Here is a 22,044-nt window from a genome sequence, read left to right as displayed (position 1 = left end):
TCCCGAGAACTCACCCCGGTTCCGCAACGTCACAACCCCCTAGCCCGCTCCCGCAGCATGAACTTCTGTATCTTTCCGGTAGCCGTCTTGGGCAGCGGTCCAAACACGATGGTGCGCGGTACCTTGAACCGCGCGAGTTGCTCGCGGCAGTGGGCCAGGATGTCGTCGGCGCTGGCGGCGGCGCCGTCCTTCAGCGCCACGAAGGCGCAGGGCGTTTCGCCCCAGGTCGGATCGGGGCGTGCCACGACGGCGGCTTCCAGCACGTCGGGGTGGCGGTACAGCACGCCTTCGATTTCGACGGTGGAGATGTTCTCGCCGCCGGAAATGATGATGTCCTTGGCGCGGTCCTTGATTTCGATGTAGCCGTCGGGATGCACGACGCCCAGGTCGCCGGAATGGAACCAGCCGCCGGCGAAGGCGTCGGCGGTGGCGGCGGGGTCGTGCAGGTAGCCTTTCATGAGGGTGTTGCCGCGCAGCACGATTTCGCCGAGGCTGGCGCCGTCGGGGGGCACGGGCCGGCCCTCGGGGTCCCATACCTGGACTTCTTCCACGTTCAGTTTGCGCACGCCGATGCGGGCTTTGCGGGCGGCGCGCTGCGCCAGCGGCAGGGCGTCCCATTCTTCGTGCCAGGCGCAGCTGATGGATGGGCCATAGGTTTCGGTGAGGCCGTACAGGTGGGTGACGCCGATGCCCAGGTCGTCCATGGCTTCGATGATGGCGGCGGGCGGGGCGGCGCCGCCGGTCATGGCCTGCACGGGATGCGCGGCGCGCCGACGGACGGCGGCGGGGGCGTTGACCAGCATGGTGAGGACCACTGGGGCGGCGCAGAAGAAGCCTACGCGATGGCGTTCGATGGCTTCGAAGATGGCGGCGGGTTCGACGCGCCGCAGGCAGACGCTGGTGCCGGCCAGCGCCGCGAGCGTCCACGGGAAGCACCAGCCGTTGCAATGGAACATGGGCAAGGTCCACAGGTACACCGCGTGCGGCGGCATGCCGCAGGACAGCACGTTGCCCATGGCGTTGAGGTAGGCGCCGCGGTGGTGGTAGAGCACTCCTTTGGGGTTGCCGGTGGTGCCCGAGGTGTAGTTGAGGCAGATGTTCTGCCATTCGTCGGCGGGCCGTTGCCAGTTTGTGTCGGGCGGCTGGGCGGCGAGCCAGGCTTCGTACTCGGCATCGCCCAGCGTGCCGTGTTCGCCTTGGAATTCGCGGTCTTCGATGCGCACCGTGCGCGGCGGCGTGTCGAGGAGAGCCAGCACTTCGCGCACCTGCGCGCTGTATTCGCTGTCGAAGAGCAGCACGGTGGCGCCGCCATGCGACAGGATGTAGGCCAGGGTGGCGGCGTCCAGCCGTGTGTTGAGCGCATTGAGGACCGCGCCCGCCATGGGCACGCCGAAATGCGCTTCGTACAGCGCGGGGGTGTTCGGCGCCAGCACGGCTACCACGTCGCCGCGCGCGACGCCCCAGCTTCGCAGCGCGGCCGCCATGCGCTGGCAGCGGTCGCGCGTGGCGCGCCAGCCCTGGCTGAAGCTTGCGCCATGCACGAGCGCGGGGCGTTCCGGGAATACGCTGGCGGCCCAGTCCAGGAAGCCCAGCGGCGAGAGGGGCACGTGGTTGGCGGCGTTGCGCGGCAGGTCGTCGGTATCGGCGATCATTGCGGTTTCTCCTGGTCCGCCGGCGCGCGGCGGGATTCGCGGCAGGCGGCCTGCCAGCCCAGCTCCGCCAGCGGGGCCACGCGCGCGCCCATTTCCAGGGCGTCCTCGGCGGCGGCGTTGCCGGCGCGGGCGCGCGCGTACACGCCTTGCAGAATGGCGGCGATGCGGAAGAAGCTGTAGGCCAGATAGACATCCCAGTTGGGCGGCGGCGCGATGCCGCGTTCGCGGCAATAGGCGGCGACGAAGGCGCCTTCGTCCGGAATGCCCAGCGCGCCCAGGTCCAGGCCCGCGATGCCGCGCCACAGGGCGGGAGGGATGCGCCAGCACATGCAGTGGTAGGCCAGGTCCGCCAGCGGGTGGCCGAGCGTGGACAGTTCCCAGTCGAGCAGCGCGATGGCGCGGGGCTCCGTGGGGTGGAACACCAGGTTGTCGATGCGGTAGTCGCCATGCACCAGCCGGGTCTGGCCGTCGTCCTCGGGCAGGTGGCGCGGCAGCCAGTCGATCAGCGCGTCCATGGCGGCGATGGTTTCGGTCTGCGTGTCGCGGTACTGGCGGGTCCAGCGGCCCACCTGCCGCGCGAAGTAATCGCCGCTGCGGCCGTAGTCCGACAGCCCCGCCTCGGCCGGGTCCACGGCGTGCAGCGCGGCCAGCACCCGGCCCGCCTCGGCGTAGAGGGCGGCGCGCTCGGCCGCGGCCATGCCAGGCAGCCCCGGGTCCATGAAGACGCGCCCTTGCGCATAGCTCATCAGGTAGAAGGGCGTGCCGACGATGGCGCGGTCGGCGCAGTAATGCAGCATGCGCGGCACCGGCACGGCGCTGTCCGCCAGGGCCGACATCACGCGGTACTCGCGGTCCACGGCGTGGGCCGAGGGCAGCAGCTCGCCGGGCGGCTGCTTGCGCAGCACGCGCCGGCCGGTGGCGTCTTCAAGCAGGTACGTGGGGTTGGACTGCCCGCCGGACAGCGGCCGCAGCGTCAGCGTGGCCGGGTCCGCCAGCCCCAGGCCGCCCAGGTAGGCGGCCAGCGCGGGCAGCCACTGCGGCGCGCAAGCATGGGCGGGGCTCGTCATACCAGGGCCTTGCGCGGGGCATCCGCGTCGTCCCAGCGCCAGTAGGCGTCGCCCTCGTCCATGAGGTAGCGCGCCAGCACCATTTTGTGCACCTCGGAGGCGCCGTCCACCAGCCGGGCCTGCCGCGCGTAGCGGTAGATCCATTCCAGCGGCGTGTCCTTGGAGTAGCCGCGCGCGCCGTTGAGCTGAAGCGCCGTGTCCACCACCTTTTGCAGGGTTTCCGACACCACGATCTTGGCCATGGAGATCTCCTTGCGCGCGTAGTCGCCCTGGTCCAGGCGGACGGCGGCGCGCATGGTCAGCAGGCGGCCGATCTCGATCTGCATGGCGGCTTCGCCCAGCAGCCATTGCACGCCTTCGCGTTCGGCCAGCTTCTGGCCGAAGCTGCTGCGCTGGCCCACGTAGTCCACCGCCACCGCCATGGCGCGGCGCGCCAGGCCCAGCCAGCGCATGCAGTGGGTCAGCCGCGCCGGCCCCAGGCGGATCTGCGTGAGCTTGAGGCCGTCGCCCACTTCCATCAGCCGGTTCTCGTCGGGGATCTCCAGCCCGTCGAACACCAGTTCGCAGTGGCCGCCGTGTTCTTCCGGGCCCATGATGGGAATGCGGCGCTCGATGCGCCAGCCCGGCTGGTCCGCGTCGAACAGGAAGGCGCTGAGGCCTTTGCGCGCGTCGTCGGAGGTGCGGGCGATGAGGATGAAGTGCCGCGCCACGCCCGCGCCGGTGATGAACCATTTGCGGCCGTTCACCACCCATTTGCCGTTCTTCAGCGTGGCGGTGGTGCGCATCATGGACGGGTCCGAGCCGCTGCCGGGATGCGGTTCGGTCATGATGAACGACGAACGCACCTTGCCGTCGACGATGGGCTGGAGCCAGCGCGCTTTCTGGTCCGGCCGGGCCACTTGCGCCAGCACGCGCATATTGCCGTCGTCCGGGGCCGCCGCGTTGAAGCATACCGGCCCGAAAATGGAGCGGTTCATTTCCTCGTAGCAGGCGGCCAGCCCCGTCATGGGCAGGCCCTGGCCGCCGAGTTCGCGCGGCATCTGCAGGGCCCACAGGCCGGCCTCGCGCACCCGGGCGCGGGCGCGTTCCAATGCGGCTTCGGCAATGTTCTCGTGGTCGTCGTAGTTGGCCCGGTCGGCTTCCAGGGGGATCAGTTCCCGGTCGACGAAATCGCGCACTCGGCGGCGGTAGTCTTCCAGTTCGGGCGGTAGCGAGAAATCCATGCGATGTCTCCTTGCCGGGGCGCGGCCCCGGGGGGCAGGGTTGCGGGTTATAGCGAGCTGGCCAGGTGGCCGCCGTCCACGTCGATTACCGAGCCGGTCATGAACGCCGAGGCATCCGACGCCAGCAACAGCAGCGGGCCGTCCAGGTCCTGGGGCTGGCCGAGCCGGCGCTGGGGAACGCGTTTGATCAGCGCCTCGCCGGCCGGCGAGGCAAAGAATTCGCGGTTGAGATCGGTGGCGATGTAGCCGGGGGCGAGCGCGTTCACGCGGATGCCGTGGCGCGCCCATTCGAGGGCCAGGGCGCGCGTCAGGTGCAGCAGGCCCGCCTTGGCGGCCGCATAGGGCGCCACGTGCGAGGCGACGCGTTGGCCCAGGATGGACGCGATGTTGACGATGGCGCCCGGGGTGCCGTGGGCGATGAAGTGCCGGGCGGCCGCCTGGGCCACGCGCCAGGCGCCATTCAGGTTCACGTCCACCAGGCCGGTCCAGTCGTCTTCGCTGAGCTCCAGCGCGGGCCGCGATACCGCGATGCCGGCGTTGTTGATGACAACGCTGACCGGCCCCAGGGCCTCGGCCGCGGCGTCGAACGCCGCCTGCACGCTGGCCGGCTGGGTCACGTCCATGCCGATCACGCAGGCCTGCCCGCCATTCGCCCGGATGGCGGCGGCGGCTTCCTCGCCCAGCGCCGTGCGGCGCCCGCATAGCGCCACCCGGGCGCCCGCGCCCGCCAGCACGCCGGCGAAGTGGCGCCCCAGTCCGCTGTACGCGCCTGTGATCAGCACGGCGCGGGATTTCAGGTCTTCGAACATCCGCTACCCTCCTTGGTGGGTTGGGGACCTCGCAGCAAAGGCGCCAGATCGTCCGGCACCTCCAGTTGCAACCGTAGCACGGCGCTGGCCAGGGCCTTGCCGTAATTGTCGATGGCCAGGCTGCGCGACACGCCGCCGCCCAGCGCGCCGTCCAGCACGAAATTCAGCACGCCCAGGCCGTCCACCTCGTAGCGCGTGATGTCGCCGCGCACGGCCTGTTCGTTGTAGATGGCGCGCATGGCCGGGACCGTGAGCGCGCGCTTGATGTGGGGATAGAACTGCGGCTCGTAGGCAATGACCGCGATGTTCGAGGTATTGCCCTTGTCGCCGGAGCGCGTGTGCGCCACGCTACGCAACGTAACCCGCATGAGAGGTCTCCTTAGACGAATTCCACGCGGCACGCCACGCGCTCGCGCGGCACCAGCGTGGACCACAGACCGATGACTTCGCGCGTGCGGTCCTGGTGGGGCACGCGCTTGCCGGTGGACGCCAGCCCGCAGACCGCCATCCCGTCCACTTCCCGGCCGATCTTCTCGGCCTGGGCGCGGCTGGCGCAACGCGCGGCGATGCGCAGCGCCACCTCGGCCGGCTCTTCGCGCAAGGCGGCCGAGGCCGCGCCATGCACCGCGTTCACGCCGATGAAATCGATGCGCAGGTCCTCGGCTTGCAGGCCGGCTGCGCGTAGGCGCTCGCGCAGAATGGTTTCGGCCAGCCGCGCTTTCTCCAGGCAGCCCGGACCGGCAAAGAAAAACATGTCCTCGCCGATATGGCCTTCCGTGCAGCCGATGGAGACCTTGAGCGTGGGCGTGCGCGCGTGCCCCGAAATGCCGCTCACGCGGACGCGGTCCCGGGCGGCCTGTTCCAGGCGCGCCGTCGTGAAGTCCACCACTACGTCGGGTGTGATGTAGCGCGCCGGGTCGTGAACTTCGTAGAACATCTGCTCTTTCACGGTGCGCAGGTCGATGCAGCCGCCCGTGCCTTCCACCTTGCCGATTTCCGCCGCGCCGTCGGCGTCCACGTCGGCGTAGGGAAACGCCAAGTTCCAGGGTTCGGGCACGTCCTTGTAGCCCGGGTCCCCGAAGTAGCCGCCCGTGACCTGCGCGCCGCATTCCAGCAGATGGCCGATGCCGCTGCCCTGGCCCAGCCGCGTCCAGTCGTCCTCGCGCCAGCCGTAGTGGTGCATCATGGGCGCCAGGAACAGCGAGGGGTCGGCCACGCGCCCCGTGACGACGATGTCGGCGCCCTGGTCCAGCGCCTGCACGATGGCGGCCGCGCCCGCATAGGGTTCGGCGGAAATCAGCGTGTCGCGCACGGAGGAGACCGGCGCGCCGGTCTCCATGATGCGCAGCTCGCTCGCGGCGATTTCCGCGCTCAGGTCGGTGGCCGTCACGGCGGCCACGCGGGCGCCGGTCCAGCCCGCCTCCGCGCACAGCTCGGCCACGCGGCGGGCCGCGCCCTGCGGGTTGATCCAGCCCTGGTTGGAAACGATGCGGGTGCCGTTCGCCTTGCAGTGCGGCAGCACCGCGCGCATGCGGTCATCCAGCCAGGTGTCGTATCCCGCGAAGGCCGGATCGCGCCGCTTGCGCACCTGCGCGGCCGAGACGGTGGCCTCCGCCATGGTCTCGAAACACAGGAAATCCAGCGCGCCGCGCTCCGCGTTCCAGCGCGCCGGATCGATGCGGTCGCCCCACCAGCCCGCGCCCGAGCCGATGCGCAGCCTGCCTGCCTTGTCGTTCATGTCTGCCTCCTTTGTGCTTGCCGCTGCCTTACTGGGGCCGGATGCCGGCGTCCTGGATGACCTGCCGCCACTTGGCGGTGTCGGCGCGGATGGTCTCCGCGTATTGCGCGGGCGTGCCCGCCACGGGGATCGCGCCCAGTTCCTCGACCTGGCGGCGCGTGCCCGGCTCGGCCAGCGCCGCGGCCACCGCGTCGCGCACCTTGCCGACGATCTCGGGCGGCGTGCCGGCCGGCGCCAGCAGCCCGAACCAGGAATTCACCTCGTAGCCGGGCAGCCCGGCCTCGGCCACCGTGGGCACGTCCGGCAGCATGGGCACGCGCTGGGTGGTCGTCACCGCCAGCGCCTTGACCGCGCCGGCCTTGATCTGGCCCATGGCCGAGGGCAGGTTGTCGTACATGAGCTGTACCTGCCCGCCCAGCAGATCCGTCATGGCGGGGGCCGAGCCCTTGTAAGGAACGTGGCGGATGTCCACCTTGGCCAGCCGGTTGAACAGTTCGCCCGACAGATGCGGCGAGCCGCCCAGGCTGGTGGACGCGAAATTCAGCGAGCCCGGCGCGCGCCGCGCCTGCTCGATGAGCTGCGCCACGGAGGCGATGCCCAGCTTGGGGTTGACCAGCAGCACGTTGGGCGAGTTGGCCACCAGCGTCACCGGCGCGAAGCCCTGCGCCGAGTCATACGGCATCTGCGCGTAGATGAACTGGTTGGTGGCCTGCGTGCCCAGCGTGCCCATCAGCAGCGTGTAGCCGTCGGGCTGGGCGCGCGCCACCGCGGCCGCGCCGATGCCGCCGCCCGCGCCGGGACGGTTCTCGACCACTACGCTCTGGCCCAGCCGCGTGCCCGCCTCGCGCGCTACCAGCCGCGCCAGCAAGTCCGTCGTGCCGCCAGGCGGAAACGGCACCACCAGCGTGATCGGGCGCGCGGGCCAGCCTGGCGCGGCCTGGGCGGCGGCGGACAGGGCCAGCGCGGCGCCCGCGATCAGGGTCCTGCACAGGTGCTTTGCCATGCGTGTCTCCATTGGTTTTCGTCATTCAGGCAGCGCGGCGCGCCGCCTTGTCCACGCGGTCCGACAGCTCCACCAGCGCGTCCAGCGCCACCGCGCCCTCGCCCCGCGCGCCCACCAGCACCGGATTGATGTCGATGGAGGCTACATGCCCGGCCGCCGCCAGCGCGTAGCGGCCCAGGCGCACGGCCTGCTCCGCCACCGCCTGTATGTCGGCCGCAGGCTCGCCGCGCACGCCGGCCAGCAGCTTGCCGATGCGCAGGCCGCGCAGCGCCTCCAAAGCGTCGTCGGCCGCAAAGGGCGGCATCAGCAGCGCCACGTCGCCCAGCGCTTCCACGTACTTGCCGCCCGCGCCCAGCATCACCACGGGGCCGAACACCGGGTCGTTGCGCACGCCCAGCGCCAGCTCGTGCAGGCCGCGCTGCATGCGCGCCACGATCCAGCTCGCGTCGTCCACGCCCAGGGCGGCCAGCGTGTCCGCCTGCCGCGCCAGGGCTTCGCGCAGTGCGGCCTCGCCGTTCAGGCCCAGCGCCACCAACCCGTGTTCGGACTTGTGCGGCAAGCGCGCCGAGCACGCCTTCAGCGCCACCGGCGCGCCCATCCGGCGCCACGCCGCCACCGCCGCGTCGGCCTCCGCGCATAGCGCGTGTTCGCCGACGGCGATGCCCTGCGCGCCCAGCAAGGCCAGGCTGGCGGCTTCGGACAGGAAGCCGGGCCGCGCGCCGGCCGGCGCATCCAGGCGGGTCTCGGGCGCGGCCGGGGCGGCGCGGCCGCGCAGCGCATGCAGCCGCCACAGGCCGGCCATCGCTTCCACCGCCTGCTGTTCGTCCGCGTAGACCGCTACGCCGTGCGCCCGGAACGCGGCGGCGACGTTGTCCTGCCACGCCACCACCGCCACCGGCTTGGCCGCGGCTTGCGCGAAGCGCGCGGTGTCCGACGCGAAGCGCGCCACGTCATAGCCGCGGCCGGCCACCGGGATGTCGATCAGGAACATATCGGCCGCCGGATCCCGCGCAATGGGCGGCAGCACTTCGCCGAACAGGCCGTTGTTCGAGAGCAGCGCGGCGGTGATGTCCACCGGGTTGCCCGTGGTGGCAAAGCCCGGCAGCCGCCGGCCCAGTTCTTCCTGCGTGGCCCGGCCCAGCGGAGCGATCTCCAGGCCGCGTTCCACCGCCGCGTCGGCGGCCAGCACGCAGCTCGCGCCCGAATTGCTCACCACCACCACGCGCGGCCCTTGCGGCAGCGGGCCGCGCAGCGCCAGCTCGGCGTAGCGCACCAGCTCCTGCGGGTCGCGCGCCCGCAGAATGGCGTGGTGGGCGAAGAAGGCATCCACCGTGCGGTCTTCATTGGCCAGCGCGCCCGTGTGCGAGGCGGCCGCGCGCGCGCCGGCCTCCGAACGGCCCGCCTTCACCGCGATCAGCGGCACGTTGCGCGCCCGCGCCAGCGCGGCCGCCTCGGCCAGCGCGCCGGCGTCGCGCAGCGACTCCAGGTACAGCAGCACGATGCGCACCTCGGGGTCGCGCAGCGCCGCGCAGGCCAGTTCCGCCACCGTCACGTCGGCCTCGTTGCCCGTGGCGTGCACGTGCCGCACGCCTGCGCCGCGCTGGCGCAGCAGGCCGTACACCATCGCGCACATGCCGCCGCTCTGGCTGATGACCGCCACGGGGCCGTCCTGCGGCTCCACCTCCAGGAACATGGTGGAGAAGCTCGCGATGGCGCCGTTGCCGAAATTGGCCAGCCCCTGCGAGTTCGGCCCCACGATGCGCATGCCGGCCGCGCGCGCCCGCGCCGTCATCGCATCCTGCCGCAGGCGGCCCGCCTCGCCGGTTTCCGAGAACCCCGCCGAGATCACGATGGCGGCCGACACGCCCAGCGCCGCGCAGCGGTCCACGGCCTGCACGGCCTGCTCGCCGGCCACGGCCACGATGGCCAGGTCCGGGGCGGCGGGCAGCGCGTCCAGATCGGGCCACGCCCGCTCGCCCTGCACTTCGGCGCGTTGCGGGTTGATGGGATACAACGTGCCCGCGTACCCGTGGCGCCGCATGTAATGGATGGGCCGCCCGCCGATCTTGTCGGGATTGTCGGACGCGCCCACGATGGCGATCGATGCGGGGGCCAGCAGCCGGTCCAGCGCGGCCGCGTCGCGGTTGTCGGAAACCATGAATGCTCCTTTCAGTAGATAGAGGCCCGCGCCTTCAGTTGACGGTGGCCCCGGAGGCGCGCACCACCTCGGCCCATTTCCGCACCTCGTCGCCGACGAAGCGGCGCGTATCGTCTGGCGTCATCCAGTCCGCCGCGAAGCCCTGCGCCGCGAATTTCTGCTGCACGTCCGGCCGGCCCAGCACCTGCTGCAGGGCCGCGCTCAGCTTCTGCACCACCGCCGCGGGCGTGCCCGCCGGCGCCATCAGGCCGTTCCATGCCGTGGCTTCGTAGTCCTTCAGCCCCGCTTCCGCCACCGTGGGCAGATCGGGCGCGGCCGGCGAACGCTGCGCGCCGGTAATGGCCAGCGCCTGCAGCTTGCCGGACTTCACATAGGGCATGGAAGACAGCATCGTGTCGAACATCAGGTCGGCCTGCCCGCCCATCACGTCGGTAAGCGCGGGCGCGCTGCCGCGGTACGGCACATGCACCATGCGCGTGCCGGCCATGGTGTTGAAGAGCTCCGCCGACAGATGGGTGGATTGCCCGTTGCCCGACGACGCAAACGTCAGCTGGCCCGCGCGCTGCTTGGCCAGGGCGATGAGTTCGCCCACGCTGTGCGCGGGCAGGTCGGGCCGCGTCACGATGACCAGCGGCCCCTTGGTCAGCAGCGACACGGGAGCAAAGCTCTTCTGCGTGTCGTAGCCCAGGTTCTTGAAGAGGGACATATTGATGGCGTGCGCCGTGGTGGCCAGCAGCAGCGTGTAGCCATCGGGGGCGCTCTTGGCCACCATGTCGGCACCGATATTGCCGCCCGCGCCCGAGCGGTTGTCCACGATCACCGTCTGGCCCAGCGCATCGCCCAGGCCCTGCGCCACCACGCGGGCCACGATGTCGGTCGGGCCGCCGGGCGGATACGGCACCACCAGCGTCACGGGCTTCTCCGGCCAGGCCGACGCGGCCGGCGCCAGGCCCGGCGCCGCGCACGCCGCCAGGGTAAATGCGGCCAGCGCCGCGCGCCATGCGGAAATTGCAGGCATGAGTGTCTCCTCCGTCCTCGGTGGGACGTTTTTTCAGTGGGTTGGAAAGGGGGCTACGCTTGCCGGCGGTGCATCACGGCGGCCGGCGCGCCTCGAAGCAAAGCAGGGTGTTGCCACCATGCTCGAAATCGCGGGCGCATACCGCCTGCCCGATCGCCACGCCGGGCGTGGCATGGCCCATCAGCACCGCGCCCTCGCGCAGCCGCACCAGTGCCAGCACGTAGGGGGCCTGCGCGCGCCACGAGGCATCCGGCGCGCGGTGCACCGTGCTGTGCGCAAGCACCTCGCCTTCGCCGCTCGCGCGCGCCCATTGCAGGTTGGTACCGCCGCAGGCGGCGCAGGCATACGGACGCAGCGCCCACCATGCGCCGCAATCCGCGCAGCGCCGCAAGTCCAGGGGATGCCGTTCGCTCATGCCCGATCCTCCGCCTGCAATACCAGGCTCACGTGCGCCGACAGCACGCCGCCATCCGCGTGCACCAGCGCCCGCTTGCGCGGCGCAACTTGCCGGCTGCCCGCCAGGCCGGCAAGCTGCGTCCAGGCCTCCGCCACGTGCGCCAGCCCGCCCGCCACGCCCGAATGCCCGAACGACAGCAGGCCGCCGTGCGTGTTGAGCGGCAGCGGCCCCGTCGCATCGAAATCGCCGCGCCGCACCCGTGCGGCCGCGCCGCCGCGCGGCGCAAAGCCCAGTTCTTCCAGCAGCATGGCCAGGGTGATCGTGAACGAGTCGTAGACCGCTAGGTAATCGATGTCCGCGCCCGTCACGCCCGCCTGCGCCAGCGCCCGGCCGGCCGAGCGCGCCGCGCCGGTATCCCTCACGTCGCGCATGGCCGACAGATGCTGGTGGCGGTGCGCCTGGCCCGCCCCGGTAATGCGTACCGGCCCTTCGTCCGCGCCGACCACCAGCGCCACCGCGCCATCGGAAATCGGGCAGCAATCCAGCAAATGCAGCGGCGTCGCGATCGGCCTGGAATCCAGCACGGCCTGCACGCTGACGGGCTCGCGCAGCTGCGCCAGCGGATGCCCGCCCGCGTTCCGGCGCATCAGCACCGCCAGCTCGGCCAGATCCTCCCGCCGCGTTCCGGTGGCATGCATATAGGCCGACGCCAGCAACGCGTAATACGCCGGCACCGACGCGCCATTGGGCACCTCCACGTCTGCCTCGCCCACCTGCGCCAGCGTCTGGATGGACGCGTCCACCGCCTGCCCGGTCAGGCGGTTCTCGCCCGCCACCACCAGCACCCGGCGGCAGGTGCCCGTGCGCACCAGTTCGCGCGCCAGCATCACCATGCCGGCCCCCGTCGCCCCGCCCATCTGCATGCCGTGCGCATAGTGCGGTTCCAGCCCCAGTTTCTCGCTCAGGAGGCTGGCCAGCATCAGGTGCGGAAACGTCGTCGCGTAACCGCACAGCACGCCATCGATGGCGCCGCGCTGGCGGGCGAGTCCGGCGCGCCCCAGCGCGGCCTCCGCCGCTTCGGCCATCAGGTCCAGCGCGCCGCGCCCTTCATGCCGGCCAAACCGCGTCACCGCCGCGCCCTGCATATAGGCGTGCGCCAGGCCGGTGTTCTCCGTGCGCTCAAGCATGCGGCATCCACGCGCGTTCGATCGCGCGCGCCTCCTCGGCCAGGGCCTGCGCCAGCTCCTGCTCGCGCGGCTCGATACGTTCGTTCAAGGCGGCCACGCTCAGCGCGCCGATCGCGCGGCCGCTCGGCCCTCGCACCGCCACGCCCAGCCCGCCCATCTTCTCCACCACCACGTCCAGCAGCATCGCGTGCCCCAGCTCGCGAGCCCGCCGCGCCGCCGCGTCCAGCGCCTCTGCCGGGAACCGCGGATACCGCGCCGCCAGCCGTTCGCGCACCAGCGGCAAGAGCGCCTGCGCCTCGTCCTCGTCCAGCGCCGACAGCAACGCCAGGCTGCCGGCGCCTACGCCTAGTGGCCGGCGGCTGCCGACCTCAAGGTAGTTCGCCCGTATGGGGTAGTCGCCGAAGCACAGGTCCACGCACACCGACTCCCAGCCCACCGGCATCGACAGAATCACGGTATCCCCGAACCGCCGCGCCAGCCGGATCAGCGCCGGCCGCGCCAGCCCGCGCAAATCCAGGCCGTCCACCATGGCATGGTGCATGGCATAGACCTGCGGGCCGAGCATGTAATGCTTGCTTTCGGGGTCTCGCTCTACGAAACCTTCGGACTCCAGGTCCTTCAGGATGCGCAGCGCCGTGGACATGTCCAGGCTCGCATGCTGGGCGATATCCGTCAGCCGGTGGATGCGCCGGTCCGACAGGCTGGCGAGCACGCGGCAGGCCTTTTTCGTGGAGGAAACGGCGGCGGAATCCAGGGTGGGCATGGGGCGGGCGACGGGAAAAGAGAACAGGAATACAAGATAAGAAGGCCGCGCGGCGCGGGTAAAGTTGCAGCGCAACAAAGTTTTATCTGGTGAAAGTCGGCGTGCATGCCCTGTGGGCGAGCGCGGGCGGATTGAAACCCCGTCCCCCCGAAAGGCGCAATGGCACGCAAGCCGTGCCGTTCTGCGCGTTCCTGCGTAAACTTCCCGCATGCTACGAATCCAACAGCTCAGCAAACGCTACGGCGACTTCCCCGTCTTCCAGGGCCTGACCCACTGTTTCACGCCCGGGTGCGTGGCGCTATGCGAAGAAGACAGCACCGGAAAATCCACCCTCCTGAACCTCATCGCCGGCGCCATCGCGCCGGATAGCGGCGACGTCTGGATCGACGGGCATTCCCTCACCCACGCGCCCCAGCAGGCCCGGGCGCGCCTGGCCTACGTGCCCGACAACTGCCTCGTGTTTCCCACGCAGACCGGGCGCGGGCTGCTGGAACAGGTCGCGGCGGAAAAGAACGCGGCGCTCGATGAGGCCACGCTGGAGCTGGCCTTTGACCTGGGGCTGGAGCCGCATCTGGACAAGCGCTTTGAACAGATGTCGACGGGGACGCGGCGCAAGGTCTTCGTGACGGCGGCGGCCCTGGGGAATCCGGCGGTGGTGATCGCGGACGGGCCCAGCAATGGATTCGATGCGCAGGGGCGCGCGGTGCTGGCCGAGCTGTTCAAGGCCTGGGGCAAGGATCGCGTGGTGCTGTTTGCCAGCCACGATGCCGAGCTGGTGGAGGCTTGCGGGGCGATGACTGTCGACGTGGCGGCGTTGCGCTAGGGGCCTTGCCGCGGCTTGCCCGGATCGAACGCCATGAACATCAGCGAGCGCCTCAAAGCCTGGGCCCGCCGGATCAAGCGCGACGGCCTGACGCTATGGTTTGCCGGCAAGCATGCCCGCACGCCCTGGTATGCAAAGGCGCTGGGGGTGTTCGTGGTGGCCTATGCGCTCAGCCCCATCGATCTGATACCGGACTTCATTCCGGTGCTGGGCTACCTTGATGACGTTCTGCTGCTGCCCGGCCTGATCTGGCTGGCCATCCGACTGTTGCCGCCGGACGTGCTGCGGGAATGCCGAGAGCAGGCCGAGGCGTGGATGCGGACGAACGGCGCCAAGCCCCGCAGCCGGACCGGCGCGGCGCTGATCGTGGCGCTGTGGCTGGCGCTGGCGGTGGCGGCGGGGTTCTGGCTTGCGCCGCATTTCCGATAGCGCGCCGGCGCCGCCGCGCTTAACGCGGTTTCCAGTTGAGCCCGTCGCTTGAGCGGTATTCCGGCGTGCCGGTGCAGCACCCCCCTGCTCCGAATGCCTGCCGTCCGATGAACGCGGTCACCCCGCCCTTGCTCTCCGTCAGCGATTGCCGGATGCAGCGGGTCGGCAGCGGATAGAACTCGCCTTCGAGTACCAGCGTCCAGGCCACGTTCTCGCCGTCGGCCTGATCGACCTTGTACACCTTGCAGTTGTGGACAAGCAGGTGCACGGGCTGGCCCGCCAGCATGCCTTTGAATTGCTGTTCCGGCGGTGTGTCGCGGGTGGCGATGGCTTCGGCGTTGAGTTTCGATCCCGGCGGCGCCGGGGGCAGCGAGGAATCGCAGCCGGCCAGCGCGCCCGCGGCGCTCAGCGTGATGAGGATGAGGCGTGCCAGGCGCGTCATGCGGGCGCGCTTCCGTCAGGCCACACCCGCCATGCGTCGTTCAAGATAGGCGATGGTGTCGCTGGATTCGTACCTCCCGCGCACGGGGCCTTGGCCTTGCCGCCGCGCGGCGCGATCATTTGAACCAGGCCGATACGCAGGGCTTTGACTGGCATGGAGGTGGACTCGATACGGGTAGACAGGCGGTCAGTCTACTCTCTGCCTTCACTCTTCCACGAAGCCCAATTTTCTCAGTTCGGCGATGGCGCCTTGCTCCTCTTCGCACCGCGCCTTGGGCGCGGCGAGCGACGCGGCCAGCAGCTCGAACGCCATCCGGGATGTCGCGTCTGCTATTCTTTTCATGCCGCGTGAGGAGTCGCTGGAAGAGTGCCGAACTACAATTTGTCCGGCGAATTGCCTCGGAATTGTAGTCCGGCACTTGGGGGCGGAGTTCGCGGGGCGCTTCGCTGTCCGCCCGCGGCGGGATGGCCGCTTACGCCACCAGGCGCAGATGGCGCTTGGCCACCGGCATCGTGGGCTGCTGCTTGACCAGGCTGACGGGCACGAACTCCAGCGGCTTGCGGCCCGCCGTGGCGTCGCTCAGGCCGGCGGTGAGCAACATGGCGCGGGATGCGCCCGGCACGCGCGCGCGCTGGAGGCTGCGGGCCAGTTCCATCGCCTGCTGTTCGGCCATGTCCCGGGACGGCCAGACGGTGCGGCAGAAGTGCGTCTTGCACATGGGAGTCTGCTGCGAGTGATCTATGACGTCCACGTAGCCACGAAATGCGCCGTACTCGACCTCCATGACATTGGGGCGTACCGACTTGAGGGCAAGCGGTTTTTGCGAGATAGGAGCCATGATGGGTTTCCTTGATAGGACACGAATTCATCCTAGCTCACAATGCTTGCGAACTTCGCATTGCTTTGCAGTTATTTAGATAACTGTCCAGAGTTGCCGAGGTGCAAGAAAATCTTTCGTGACGCGGATTTCCAACACTTTCGCGCTGGGCAATCGCGCTCGGCAACGACATTGAACGGGATATTCATGCCGGATTTTTCCTGGGACCCTTACGATTTTCTCGATATCCTCGGCGTGCTGCCGGTCGAGGAGGAATACGGCGTTGCCTACCGCTACGAGGTGGATAGGCGGCCGTTGTCGCTGGCGCTGACGATCTGGCCTTTCGATGGCGATGTGGAACTTGCGATCCGCTGCGAGGGGGTGAGCGAGCCGGTCGTGCATTTGAATCTGCTGGATTGCCCCGGCGCGCGGGTGATCGCCGACAAAAGAGGGAAATACATCGAATTCGCCGCCGCGAAACTGTTCGCCGGCCGATACGATAATGCCCGCCCCGCGCCTTACGGATTCCGGCTTCGGATCGAACCCAGCCTGCAGGTCACGACGTTCAGTTATGACATTTAGGCGGCAAGAAAATCGGCCGAAAGCTTCCGGAAAGACCGGCCGCCCTTGAATGGCGCGTCGACGCGATATCATGGCCTCGCTTCTTGCCGAGGCACTGCGGCATGCCAATACTCGAATGCCGCGATGCCTCGCTCTTCTGCTTCGAATACAGGAACCAAGAACGATGCCGTCTTTCCCCGTGCTTGTCCGCGCTTGCCTGATCGCTTTTCTTGCTCCGGTGCTGGCGTTTGCCGAGCCCGTTTCCGATTCGGACGTGGCGGCGGGCGCGGTTGCGATGGCGGAGCGCCATCGCGAGAGGATCGATGGTTTGCTGGGCGATGCGCGGCAACAGGGGATGGCGCTGCTGGTGATTCCGACCATCAATCTGGACGCCGCGCCCCGGCGCGATTTCGATGACGAAGCGACACGCGATCGCTACATGCGCGAGCGCAGTACCTTGCTGCATTGGAATCACACGTCGGAAAAGGGCCTGGCGATCAGCGCCGGACAGGGCGATCACAAGCCGGATCTGCTGGATGTCGGTCCGTCGTTCCAGACGGCTCGAGGCACGCTGCTTTATCAGGTGATTCCCGTGTGGCCGGGCGAGTACCGGCTCAACCGCATTACGTATCATCAGCCTCGCACCGCGCTGCCCGATATCGAGCCGGGGCCGGGCTCGCTGAGCTCGGCCGACAGGCTGAAGAAGATCGGCATGGCGGAGCTGGGATACGCGGTGGATGCCGACTTCAAGCGGACCGCCGGCGCGCCGCAGTCGGCGCAAGAGGCCGACGATGGCCTGGGCCAGGGCTGCGAGGTGTTGCTGCGGCTGGGCGGCGGTTGCGACGAGGCGGCGCGGGAGTTCCGCTGGTGGATCGACATGGACCGCGCGTTCAAGCAGGGCAAGGCCGATATCGCGCGAGTGCCCGCCATCGACGTGGACCTGGCGTTCTCGCCGATCGCTGCAATCAAGCTGGAGGCGGGGGAGGCGGTGCTGACGGACGGTTTCGTGCTGCCGGTGGACCAGCCGGTGATCACGCCGGAATGGTGCGAGACCATGGCCGCCGATCCCATCTGCTTCATAGACGCGATTACCCTGAAGCATCTGCCCGCCAGCCTGGACGATTTCCGGCAGGCGCCGAGCGCGGCGGATTTCAAGTTGCCCAAGCTGGAGGCGGCGTTGCACGACCTGGTGTATCGGGCGCCCACGCTGTACTTCAAGCCGCAATCCGATGCCGCGCCCGACCTGATCCGCGCCGTGCGAGAAGAATAGCGGTCCATCGGGCGGCCGCGGCGCCGCCTTGCCGGGCGCAACGGACGCGCGCGTGGCGCGTATTTCCAGAACAAGGGACTTGCACTACTATCAGCCAGCGTTCAAGTGTGCGCATCGCAGTATCAGCCAATTCCTAGACCAAGCCAGAATATTGGAGATTGCTATGAGTGGTTACTACGATTTGAAGCGCAGCGGCGATCAGTACATGTTCAACCTGAAAGCCGGCAACAACGAGGTCATCCTCACCAGCGAGCGATACACCACCAAGGCCAGCGCCCAGGATGGCATCGCATCGGTCCGCCAGAACTCGCAGGTCGACGCGAGATACCAGCTCAAGACGGCCAGCGACGGCTCGCCGTATTTCACGTTGAGCGCGGCGAACGGCCAAGCCATCGGCCGCAGCGAAATGTATTCGAGCACGGCGGCGCGGGACAAAGGCGTGGCGTCCGTCAAGGCCAACGGGCCCACGACTACCGTGAAAGACAACACCTGATTCCCCGCGAGCCTTGATGCCGCCGCGCCGCAAGGCGCACGGCGGCTTCGCGCGTTCCGGCGCGATGTTCAGTACGTCGCCCGCAGATTCAGCATCACGCTTCGCGGCTCGCCGTAGTAGTTCGAGCCGTAGGCCGCCCATACGCGCTGGTAGTAGACCTTGTCGAACAGATTGTTCACCGTCAGGGTGGCGTCCAGGTGTTTGTTGAAGCGGTAGCCGGCCTGCGCGGATACGGTGGTGTAGGGGCGCTGTTCGAATTTCACCGGGCCGTTCAGACGGTACATGCTGCTGACGCTGCGCACGCCCGCGCCCAGCGACAGGCCTTCCAGCGTCCCCGTGGCGAAGGTGTACTTCGTCCACAGGTTGAAGGTGTGGCGCGGCGTGATGAAGGCGTATTGCTGCGACTTCTGCTCTTCCGTGCCCTTCAGGGTCTTGGTGGCGGTGTAGGCGTAGCCGGCGGTGATGTCCCAGCCCGGCGCCGGGCTGCCGCTGATTTCGGCCTCGAAGCCCTGGCTGCGCATCTTGCCCGCAGCCATGGAGAAGAGCGGATTGGCCGGGTCCGTCATGGCGCGGTTTTCGTCTTCCATGCGAAAGAGCGCCGCATGGCCGTTCAGCCGCTTGTCCAGGAACTCGCCCTTCAAACCGATCTCGAACTGCTTGCCGGTGCGCGGGTCCAGCAACTGGCCGTTGACGTCGGTGGTGGTCTGCGGCGTGAAGATGCTGGTGTAGCTGGCATAGGCCGACAACTGTTCATTCAAGTCCACCACCAGGCCGAGGTACGGCGTGAACTTGCCATTGATGTCGCTCTTGGTGTCGGTGAACTGGTTGAAGTAGGCGTTGCGGTTCTGCGTGCGGTTTTCCCACCACGTGTAGCGGCCGCCGGCGATGATGGTGACCGCGTCGGCCACGCGCAGATTGGTGCGCGCATACAGGCCGTACTGGTCGGTCTTGCTGTCGTTGCCGTTGGTGAACGCGTAGTCCGGCTTCGGGATGTCGTTGTCCGGGTGGTAGAGGTTGATATCGGCGTTGTCGCCGCCGCCGTAGCGGAAGTTCTTGCGGATGTTGCGGTAGTCGGCGCCCACGATCAGTTCATGCTCGCGGCCGAAGGCCTGGAACGGCGTGGCGACGAAGGCGTCCAGGCCGTAGGTTTTCCAGTGGCTGCGGTATTTCCACGAAACCAGGCAGGTGTCGCCGGTGACCGGGTCCACCGCGCAGTCGGACCAGCCGAATTCGCGGCTGGGCTCGTCCTGTTCCCGGTAGACGCCGCTGACCTTGATGCGGCCGCCGTTGGACAGGCGGTGTTCCACGTCGGCGAAGTACTCGGTGATCTCTTCGGTGATGTGGTTCCAGTTGGGATCCAGGTTGGTGGAGCGGCGCACGTCCAGCAATTGGCCGTCCTCGTAGCCGGGCAGGCCGAAGAAGGGGCGGCCCTTGTACTGCTGGTAAGTGGCCCCGGCGGTCAGCACGGTGTCGGGCGTCAGGTCGAAGCTCAGGGTGCCGTAGAACAGGGGCTTTTCGGTGTAGACGCCGTCGACGAAGGAGCGGCGGTCGTCATAGGACGCCACCAGGCGGCCGCGCAGGCGGCCGTCGCTGTCCAGCGGGCCGGTGATGTCGGCTTCGGCGTAGTAGCGGTCCCAGGATCCCGTCATCACCTGGCCGCTGAAGGCGAAATCCTTCTGCGCGCGCTTGCGCACCAGGTTGACGGTGCCGCCGGGGTCGCCCGCGCCCTGGTACAGGCCGGAGGGGCCGCGCAGCACTTCGATGTGGTCGTAGATGGCCAGGCCGAACCCCGAGCTCAGGTCGTTGCCGGTGCTGGCGGGCGTGTTCACGCCGTCCACCTGAATCGTGTCCAGCGCATAGCCGCGCGAATAGAAGTTGCCGTGGTTGCCGCCGATGCTGCCCGCTTCCACCGTGATGCCGGTCACGGTGCGCATGGCGTCGTCCAGGTTCACCAGGTTCTGGTCGTCCAGCAGCTGGCGCGTGACCACGGAGACCGATTGCGGGATCTGGCGCAGGCTTTGCGCGTTCTTGCCCAGGGTGACGGCGGACGAGGTGTAGGAACCCGTGCCCTCGGTGACGGCGAGATCGCTGCCGGTGACCGTGACCGGCGCCAGCGTCGTCGCGTCGGCGGCCGTGGAGGCCGCCGGGAATCGGACCACGAAACCCGTGGCGCTGGGCACCGCGACCAGCCCGCTCTTTGCCAGCAGACGGTCCAGCGCCGCTTGCGTGCTCATCCTGCCGGACACGGCGGGCGCCTGGCGGCCCGCGACCGCGTCGGGGCTGAACAGCACCTGCACCTGCGCCTGGCGGCCCAGCGCCACCAGCGCGTCGGCCAGGCCGCCGGCGGGCAGGTCGAAGGCTTGCGCGGCCGCGTTTTGGGCGTGGGCCACGGACGGCGCGAAGGCCTGGACCGCCAGCGCGGCGCTCATCGACAGCGCGCACAGCAGCGCGTAACGGCCGGCGTTCAGCCGGCGGCGGAAATGGCGTTGCGCCATGGACTTTCCCCAGTCTAGAAGTGGATCTTCACCGGGGAAGACGCGCCAGGCGCCGGAACCCGTACGTCCGAAAGAAAAATTATTCGCAATTCGAGGCGGACTGGGTTCAGCGGCTGGCGATCACCGCCGAGCCGTCGGGACGGCGGTTCAGCGTCACGGGCAGCAGGCCGGGCAGCGTGTCCAGGAAAGCCTCGGGATGGCGCAGGTCCAGCGTGCCGGACAGGCGCAGGCCGCGCGCGCGCTCGTCGGCGAAGCGCACCGGCGCTTCGCGGTACAGGGCGAGGTAGCCGGCCAGCTGCTGCAGGGTGGCGTCGTGCACCACGGCCACGCCGTCCTGCCAGGCGCCGACCTCGCCGGGCGCCACCTGCTGGCGGGCCAGCAGCCGGCCGCCGGCGCGCGCCAGCAGCACGGTGTCGCCGGCCCGCAGCGTGTGCTCCTTCGGGCCGTCCGCGCCGCTGGCGTCCAGCATCACCTGCCCGCTGCGCACGCCGACCTGCAGCGTGTCGGGCAGCAGCAGCACGTTGAATTCGGTGCCGATGTCGTGCAGCTCGGCGCCGCCGGCGGCCACGACGAGGGGGCGGCGGTCGGAGGCGGCGTCGATATAGACTTCGCCGCCGTCGATGTCGATGCGGCGCTCCGCCAGTGTGTACCGCACGCTGACACGGGTGCCGACATTGGCGTGGACCCGGGTGCCGTCGGGCATGTCCAGGCTGCGGGTCTGGGTGGACGCGTTGGCGACCGATTCATAGCTGACGGGCAGGTACTGGTAGGCCGCGCCGGTGACCAGCACCAGGGCGGCCAGCGCCCCGCCCCAGCGCAGGAAGGCCGGCCGGCGCGGCGCGGGGGGCCTGGCGGACGCCGCGTCGGGGCGCGGCAGGCAAGCCATGTCTTCCCAGACCCGGGCCAGGCGCTCGTACTCCTGCCTGTGCCGCGGCGATTCCGCCAGCCATGCCTGGAATGCCTGTTCGGCGCCCGCGTCGGACGAGCGCTCGCGGCGGCGCACGAACCATGCGCTTGCGGCCTCTTCGATGGGGGACAGGGGACGGGGTGGGGTCATGATGCTTCGCCGTGCACGTGGCGCTTGCAGTGTGCCAACGCCAGTTGCAGGTGTTTTTCCACCGCCCGCAGCGAAATGCCCATGCGGTCGGCGATCTCCTCGCAACGCAATTCATCATACCGATAAAGCAGGAAGGCCTCGCGCTGGCGCGGGGGCATGGCGTCGATGGCCGCCTGCAGCCGCCGCAGGCGCTGGTTCACGTCGGCGCGCGCCTCGGGCTGCATCCGCGGGTCGGCGGCCAGCCCGCCCGCCTGGGGCGCGAATGCCTGGTCGTCCAGGCTGGCGGCCAGGTGCTCGCCGCGCACGCCTTCGCGGCGCCAGTGGTCGCGCAGGAGGTTGCGCGCGATTTCGTAGAGGTAGGCGCGGGGCTTTTCCGGCGGCTCGGCGCCATTGCTGGCCGCCAGCCACTTGGCGAAGGTTTCCTGCGCCAAGTCCTGGGCGGTATCCGGCGAGCGCTTGAGCTGGCGGTTCAGGAAACCGGTCAGCTCCGCGTTCCACGCTTTGTACGCCTCGGCGATCACGCCGAAGAAACGCTCCCCCATGATGCCCCTGCAGTCGTGCCGGCCGCGCGGCGGGCGGGCCGGACGCGTCGTCAAGACTTGAATGGAATGATAATGATTCCCATTGTATCAACTTTGGCCG

At 69.3% G+C, this 22,044-nt stretch carries 23 protein-coding genes; 5 read left to right on the top strand and 18 right to left on the bottom strand.

Going from position 1 to position 22,044, the window contains the following annotated elements; genetic code table 11:
• Positions 1 to 29: 29 nt before the first annotated feature.
• The 12 genes from ACN6PJ_RS10450 to ACN6PJ_RS10395 form a co-directional block, all read right to left on the bottom strand.
• Positions 30 to 1,652: an AMP-binding protein gene (locus tag ACN6PJ_RS10450; protein ID WP_427995790.1), complete on the bottom strand. Its 1,623-nt coding sequence runs from the start codon at positions 1,650 to 1,652 to the stop codon at positions 30 to 32.
• Entirely contained in the window at positions 1,649 to 2,719 is a 1,071-nt protein-coding gene (locus ACN6PJ_RS10445) for a phosphotransferase family protein (protein WP_427995789.1), read from the bottom strand. Before ACN6PJ_RS10445 ends, ACN6PJ_RS10450 begins: the two co-directional genes overlap by 4 nt.
• Positions 2,716 to 3,942, bottom strand: coding sequence for an acyl-CoA dehydrogenase family protein (locus ACN6PJ_RS10440; RefSeq protein ID WP_427995788.1), 1,227 nt, complete (start codon positions 3,940 to 3,942; stop codon positions 2,716 to 2,718). Before ACN6PJ_RS10440 ends, ACN6PJ_RS10445 begins: the two co-directional genes overlap by 4 nt.
• Before the next feature lie 47 nt (positions 3,943 to 3,989).
• The gene (locus ACN6PJ_RS10435) at positions 3,990 to 4,751 is read right to left on the bottom strand and encodes an SDR family NAD(P)-dependent oxidoreductase (RefSeq protein WP_427995787.1); all 762 of its coding nucleotides are present in this window, start codon (positions 4,749 to 4,751) and stop codon (positions 3,990 to 3,992) included.
• Positions 4,736 to 5,119: an AtuA-related protein gene (locus ACN6PJ_RS10430; RefSeq protein ID WP_427995786.1), complete on the bottom strand. Its 384-nt coding sequence runs from the start codon at positions 5,117 to 5,119 to the stop codon at positions 4,736 to 4,738. The genes ACN6PJ_RS10435 and ACN6PJ_RS10430 overlap by 16 nt, the downstream gene beginning before the upstream one ends.
• 11 nt (positions 5,120 to 5,130) lie before the next feature.
• Entirely contained in the window at positions 5,131 to 6,489 is a 1,359-nt protein-coding gene (locus ACN6PJ_RS10425) for an acyclic terpene utilization AtuA family protein (RefSeq protein WP_427995785.1), read from the bottom strand.
• Between the two features lie 28 nt (positions 6,490 to 6,517).
• Positions 6,518 to 7,492 (bottom strand): Bug family tripartite tricarboxylate transporter substrate binding protein, encoded by a 975-nt coding sequence (locus ACN6PJ_RS10420; protein WP_427995784.1) that lies wholly within the window; start codon positions 7,490 to 7,492, stop codon positions 6,518 to 6,520.
• A 25-nt stretch (positions 7,493 to 7,517) separates the two neighbouring features.
• Positions 7,518 to 9,650, bottom strand: a complete 2,133-nt coding sequence (locus ACN6PJ_RS10415; protein ID WP_427995783.1) for an acetate--CoA ligase family protein — start codon at positions 9,648 to 9,650, stop codon at positions 7,518 to 7,520.
• A 34-nt stretch (positions 9,651 to 9,684) separates the two neighbouring features.
• The gene (locus tag ACN6PJ_RS10410) at positions 9,685 to 10,668 is read right to left on the bottom strand and encodes a tripartite tricarboxylate transporter substrate binding protein (protein WP_427995782.1); all 984 of its coding nucleotides are present in this window, start codon (positions 10,666 to 10,668) and stop codon (positions 9,685 to 9,687) included.
• Positions 10,669 to 10,741: 73 nt separating this feature from the next.
• Positions 10,742 to 11,083, bottom strand: a complete 342-nt coding sequence (locus ACN6PJ_RS10405; RefSeq protein WP_427995781.1) for a Zn-ribbon domain-containing OB-fold protein — start codon at positions 11,081 to 11,083, stop codon at positions 10,742 to 10,744.
• Positions 11,080 to 12,252, bottom strand: coding sequence for a thiolase family protein (locus ACN6PJ_RS10400; protein WP_427995780.1), 1,173 nt, complete (start codon positions 12,250 to 12,252; stop codon positions 11,080 to 11,082). Before ACN6PJ_RS10400 ends, ACN6PJ_RS10405 begins: the two co-directional genes overlap by 4 nt.
• Complete coding sequence (locus ACN6PJ_RS10395; RefSeq protein WP_427995779.1) at positions 12,245 to 13,015, bottom strand: IclR family transcriptional regulator; 771 nt, start codon at positions 13,013 to 13,015, stop codon at positions 12,245 to 12,247. Before ACN6PJ_RS10395 ends, ACN6PJ_RS10400 begins: the two co-directional genes overlap by 8 nt.
• Before the next feature lie 208 nt (positions 13,016 to 13,223).
• On the opposite strand from ACN6PJ_RS10395, the gene ACN6PJ_RS10390 reads away from it, so the two are divergent.
• The gene (locus ACN6PJ_RS10390) at positions 13,224 to 13,838 is read left to right on the top strand and encodes an ABC transporter ATP-binding protein (protein ID WP_427995778.1); all 615 of its coding nucleotides are present in this window, start codon (positions 13,224 to 13,226) and stop codon (positions 13,836 to 13,838) included.
• 33 nt (positions 13,839 to 13,871) lie between these two features.
• Complete coding sequence (locus ACN6PJ_RS10385) at positions 13,872 to 14,267, top strand: YkvA family protein (RefSeq protein WP_427995777.1); 396 nt, start codon at positions 13,872 to 13,874, stop codon at positions 14,265 to 14,267.
• Positions 14,268 to 14,286: 19 nt separating this feature from the next.
• Here the strand turns inward: ACN6PJ_RS10385 and ACN6PJ_RS10380 are convergent, their stop codons facing one another.
• From ACN6PJ_RS10380 to ACN6PJ_RS10370, 3 genes are all read right to left on the bottom strand, one after another.
• Positions 14,287 to 14,709, bottom strand: coding sequence for a hypothetical protein (locus ACN6PJ_RS10380; protein WP_427995776.1), 423 nt, complete (start codon positions 14,707 to 14,709; stop codon positions 14,287 to 14,289).
• A gap of 204 nt (positions 14,710 to 14,913) precedes the next feature.
• Positions 14,914 to 15,051: a hypothetical protein gene (locus ACN6PJ_RS10375; protein ID WP_427995775.1), complete on the bottom strand. Its 138-nt coding sequence runs from the start codon at positions 15,049 to 15,051 to the stop codon at positions 14,914 to 14,916.
• 130 nt (positions 15,052 to 15,181) lie between these two features.
• On the bottom strand, positions 15,182 to 15,547 hold the full coding sequence (locus tag ACN6PJ_RS10370; RefSeq protein WP_427995774.1) for a hypothetical protein: 366 nt from the start codon (positions 15,545 to 15,547) through the stop codon (positions 15,182 to 15,184).
• A gap of 186 nt (positions 15,548 to 15,733) precedes the next feature.
• On the opposite strand from ACN6PJ_RS10370, the gene ACN6PJ_RS10365 reads away from it, so the two are divergent.
• From ACN6PJ_RS10365 to ACN6PJ_RS10355, 3 genes are all read left to right on the top strand, one after another.
• Positions 15,734 to 16,108, top strand: a complete 375-nt coding sequence (locus ACN6PJ_RS10365; protein WP_427995773.1) for a hypothetical protein — start codon at positions 15,734 to 15,736, stop codon at positions 16,106 to 16,108.
• Between the two features lie 163 nt (positions 16,109 to 16,271).
• Positions 16,272 to 17,357, top strand: coding sequence for a hypothetical protein (locus ACN6PJ_RS10360; protein WP_427995772.1), 1,086 nt, complete (start codon positions 16,272 to 16,274; stop codon positions 17,355 to 17,357).
• A 163-nt stretch (positions 17,358 to 17,520) separates the two neighbouring features.
• Positions 17,521 to 17,850 carry a YegP family protein gene (locus tag ACN6PJ_RS10355; RefSeq protein ID WP_427995771.1) on the top strand — a complete coding sequence of 110 codons (330 nt, stop codon included), beginning with the start codon at positions 17,521 to 17,523 and terminating at the stop codon, positions 17,848 to 17,850.
• Positions 17,851 to 17,918: 68 nt separating this feature from the next.
• On the opposite strand, the gene ACN6PJ_RS10350 is transcribed toward ACN6PJ_RS10355, so the two are convergent.
• The 3 genes from ACN6PJ_RS10350 to ACN6PJ_RS10340 all read right to left on the bottom strand — a co-directional run bounded on the left by ACN6PJ_RS10350 (position 17,919) and on the right by ACN6PJ_RS10340 (position 21,944).
• Positions 17,919 to 20,345: a TonB-dependent siderophore receptor gene (locus ACN6PJ_RS10350; protein ID WP_427995770.1), complete on the bottom strand. Its 2,427-nt coding sequence runs from the start codon at positions 20,343 to 20,345 to the stop codon at positions 17,919 to 17,921.
• Between the two features lie 106 nt (positions 20,346 to 20,451).
• Complete coding sequence (locus ACN6PJ_RS10345) at positions 20,452 to 21,402, bottom strand: FecR family protein (RefSeq protein ID WP_427995769.1); 951 nt, start codon at positions 21,400 to 21,402, stop codon at positions 20,452 to 20,454.
• Positions 21,399 to 21,944 (bottom strand): RNA polymerase sigma factor, encoded by a 546-nt coding sequence (locus ACN6PJ_RS10340; RefSeq protein ID WP_427995768.1) that lies wholly within the window; start codon positions 21,942 to 21,944, stop codon positions 21,399 to 21,401. The genes ACN6PJ_RS10345 and ACN6PJ_RS10340 overlap by 4 nt, the downstream gene beginning before the upstream one ends.
• Positions 21,945 to 22,044: the final 100 nt, after the last annotated feature.

It is taken from the genome of Achromobacter sp. (genome assembly GCF_050285585.1).
Taxonomy (GTDB): Bacteria; Pseudomonadota; Gammaproteobacteria; order Burkholderiales; family Burkholderiaceae_B; genus Achromobacter.
This window is presented reverse-complemented; position numbering and strand designations above follow the sequence as displayed.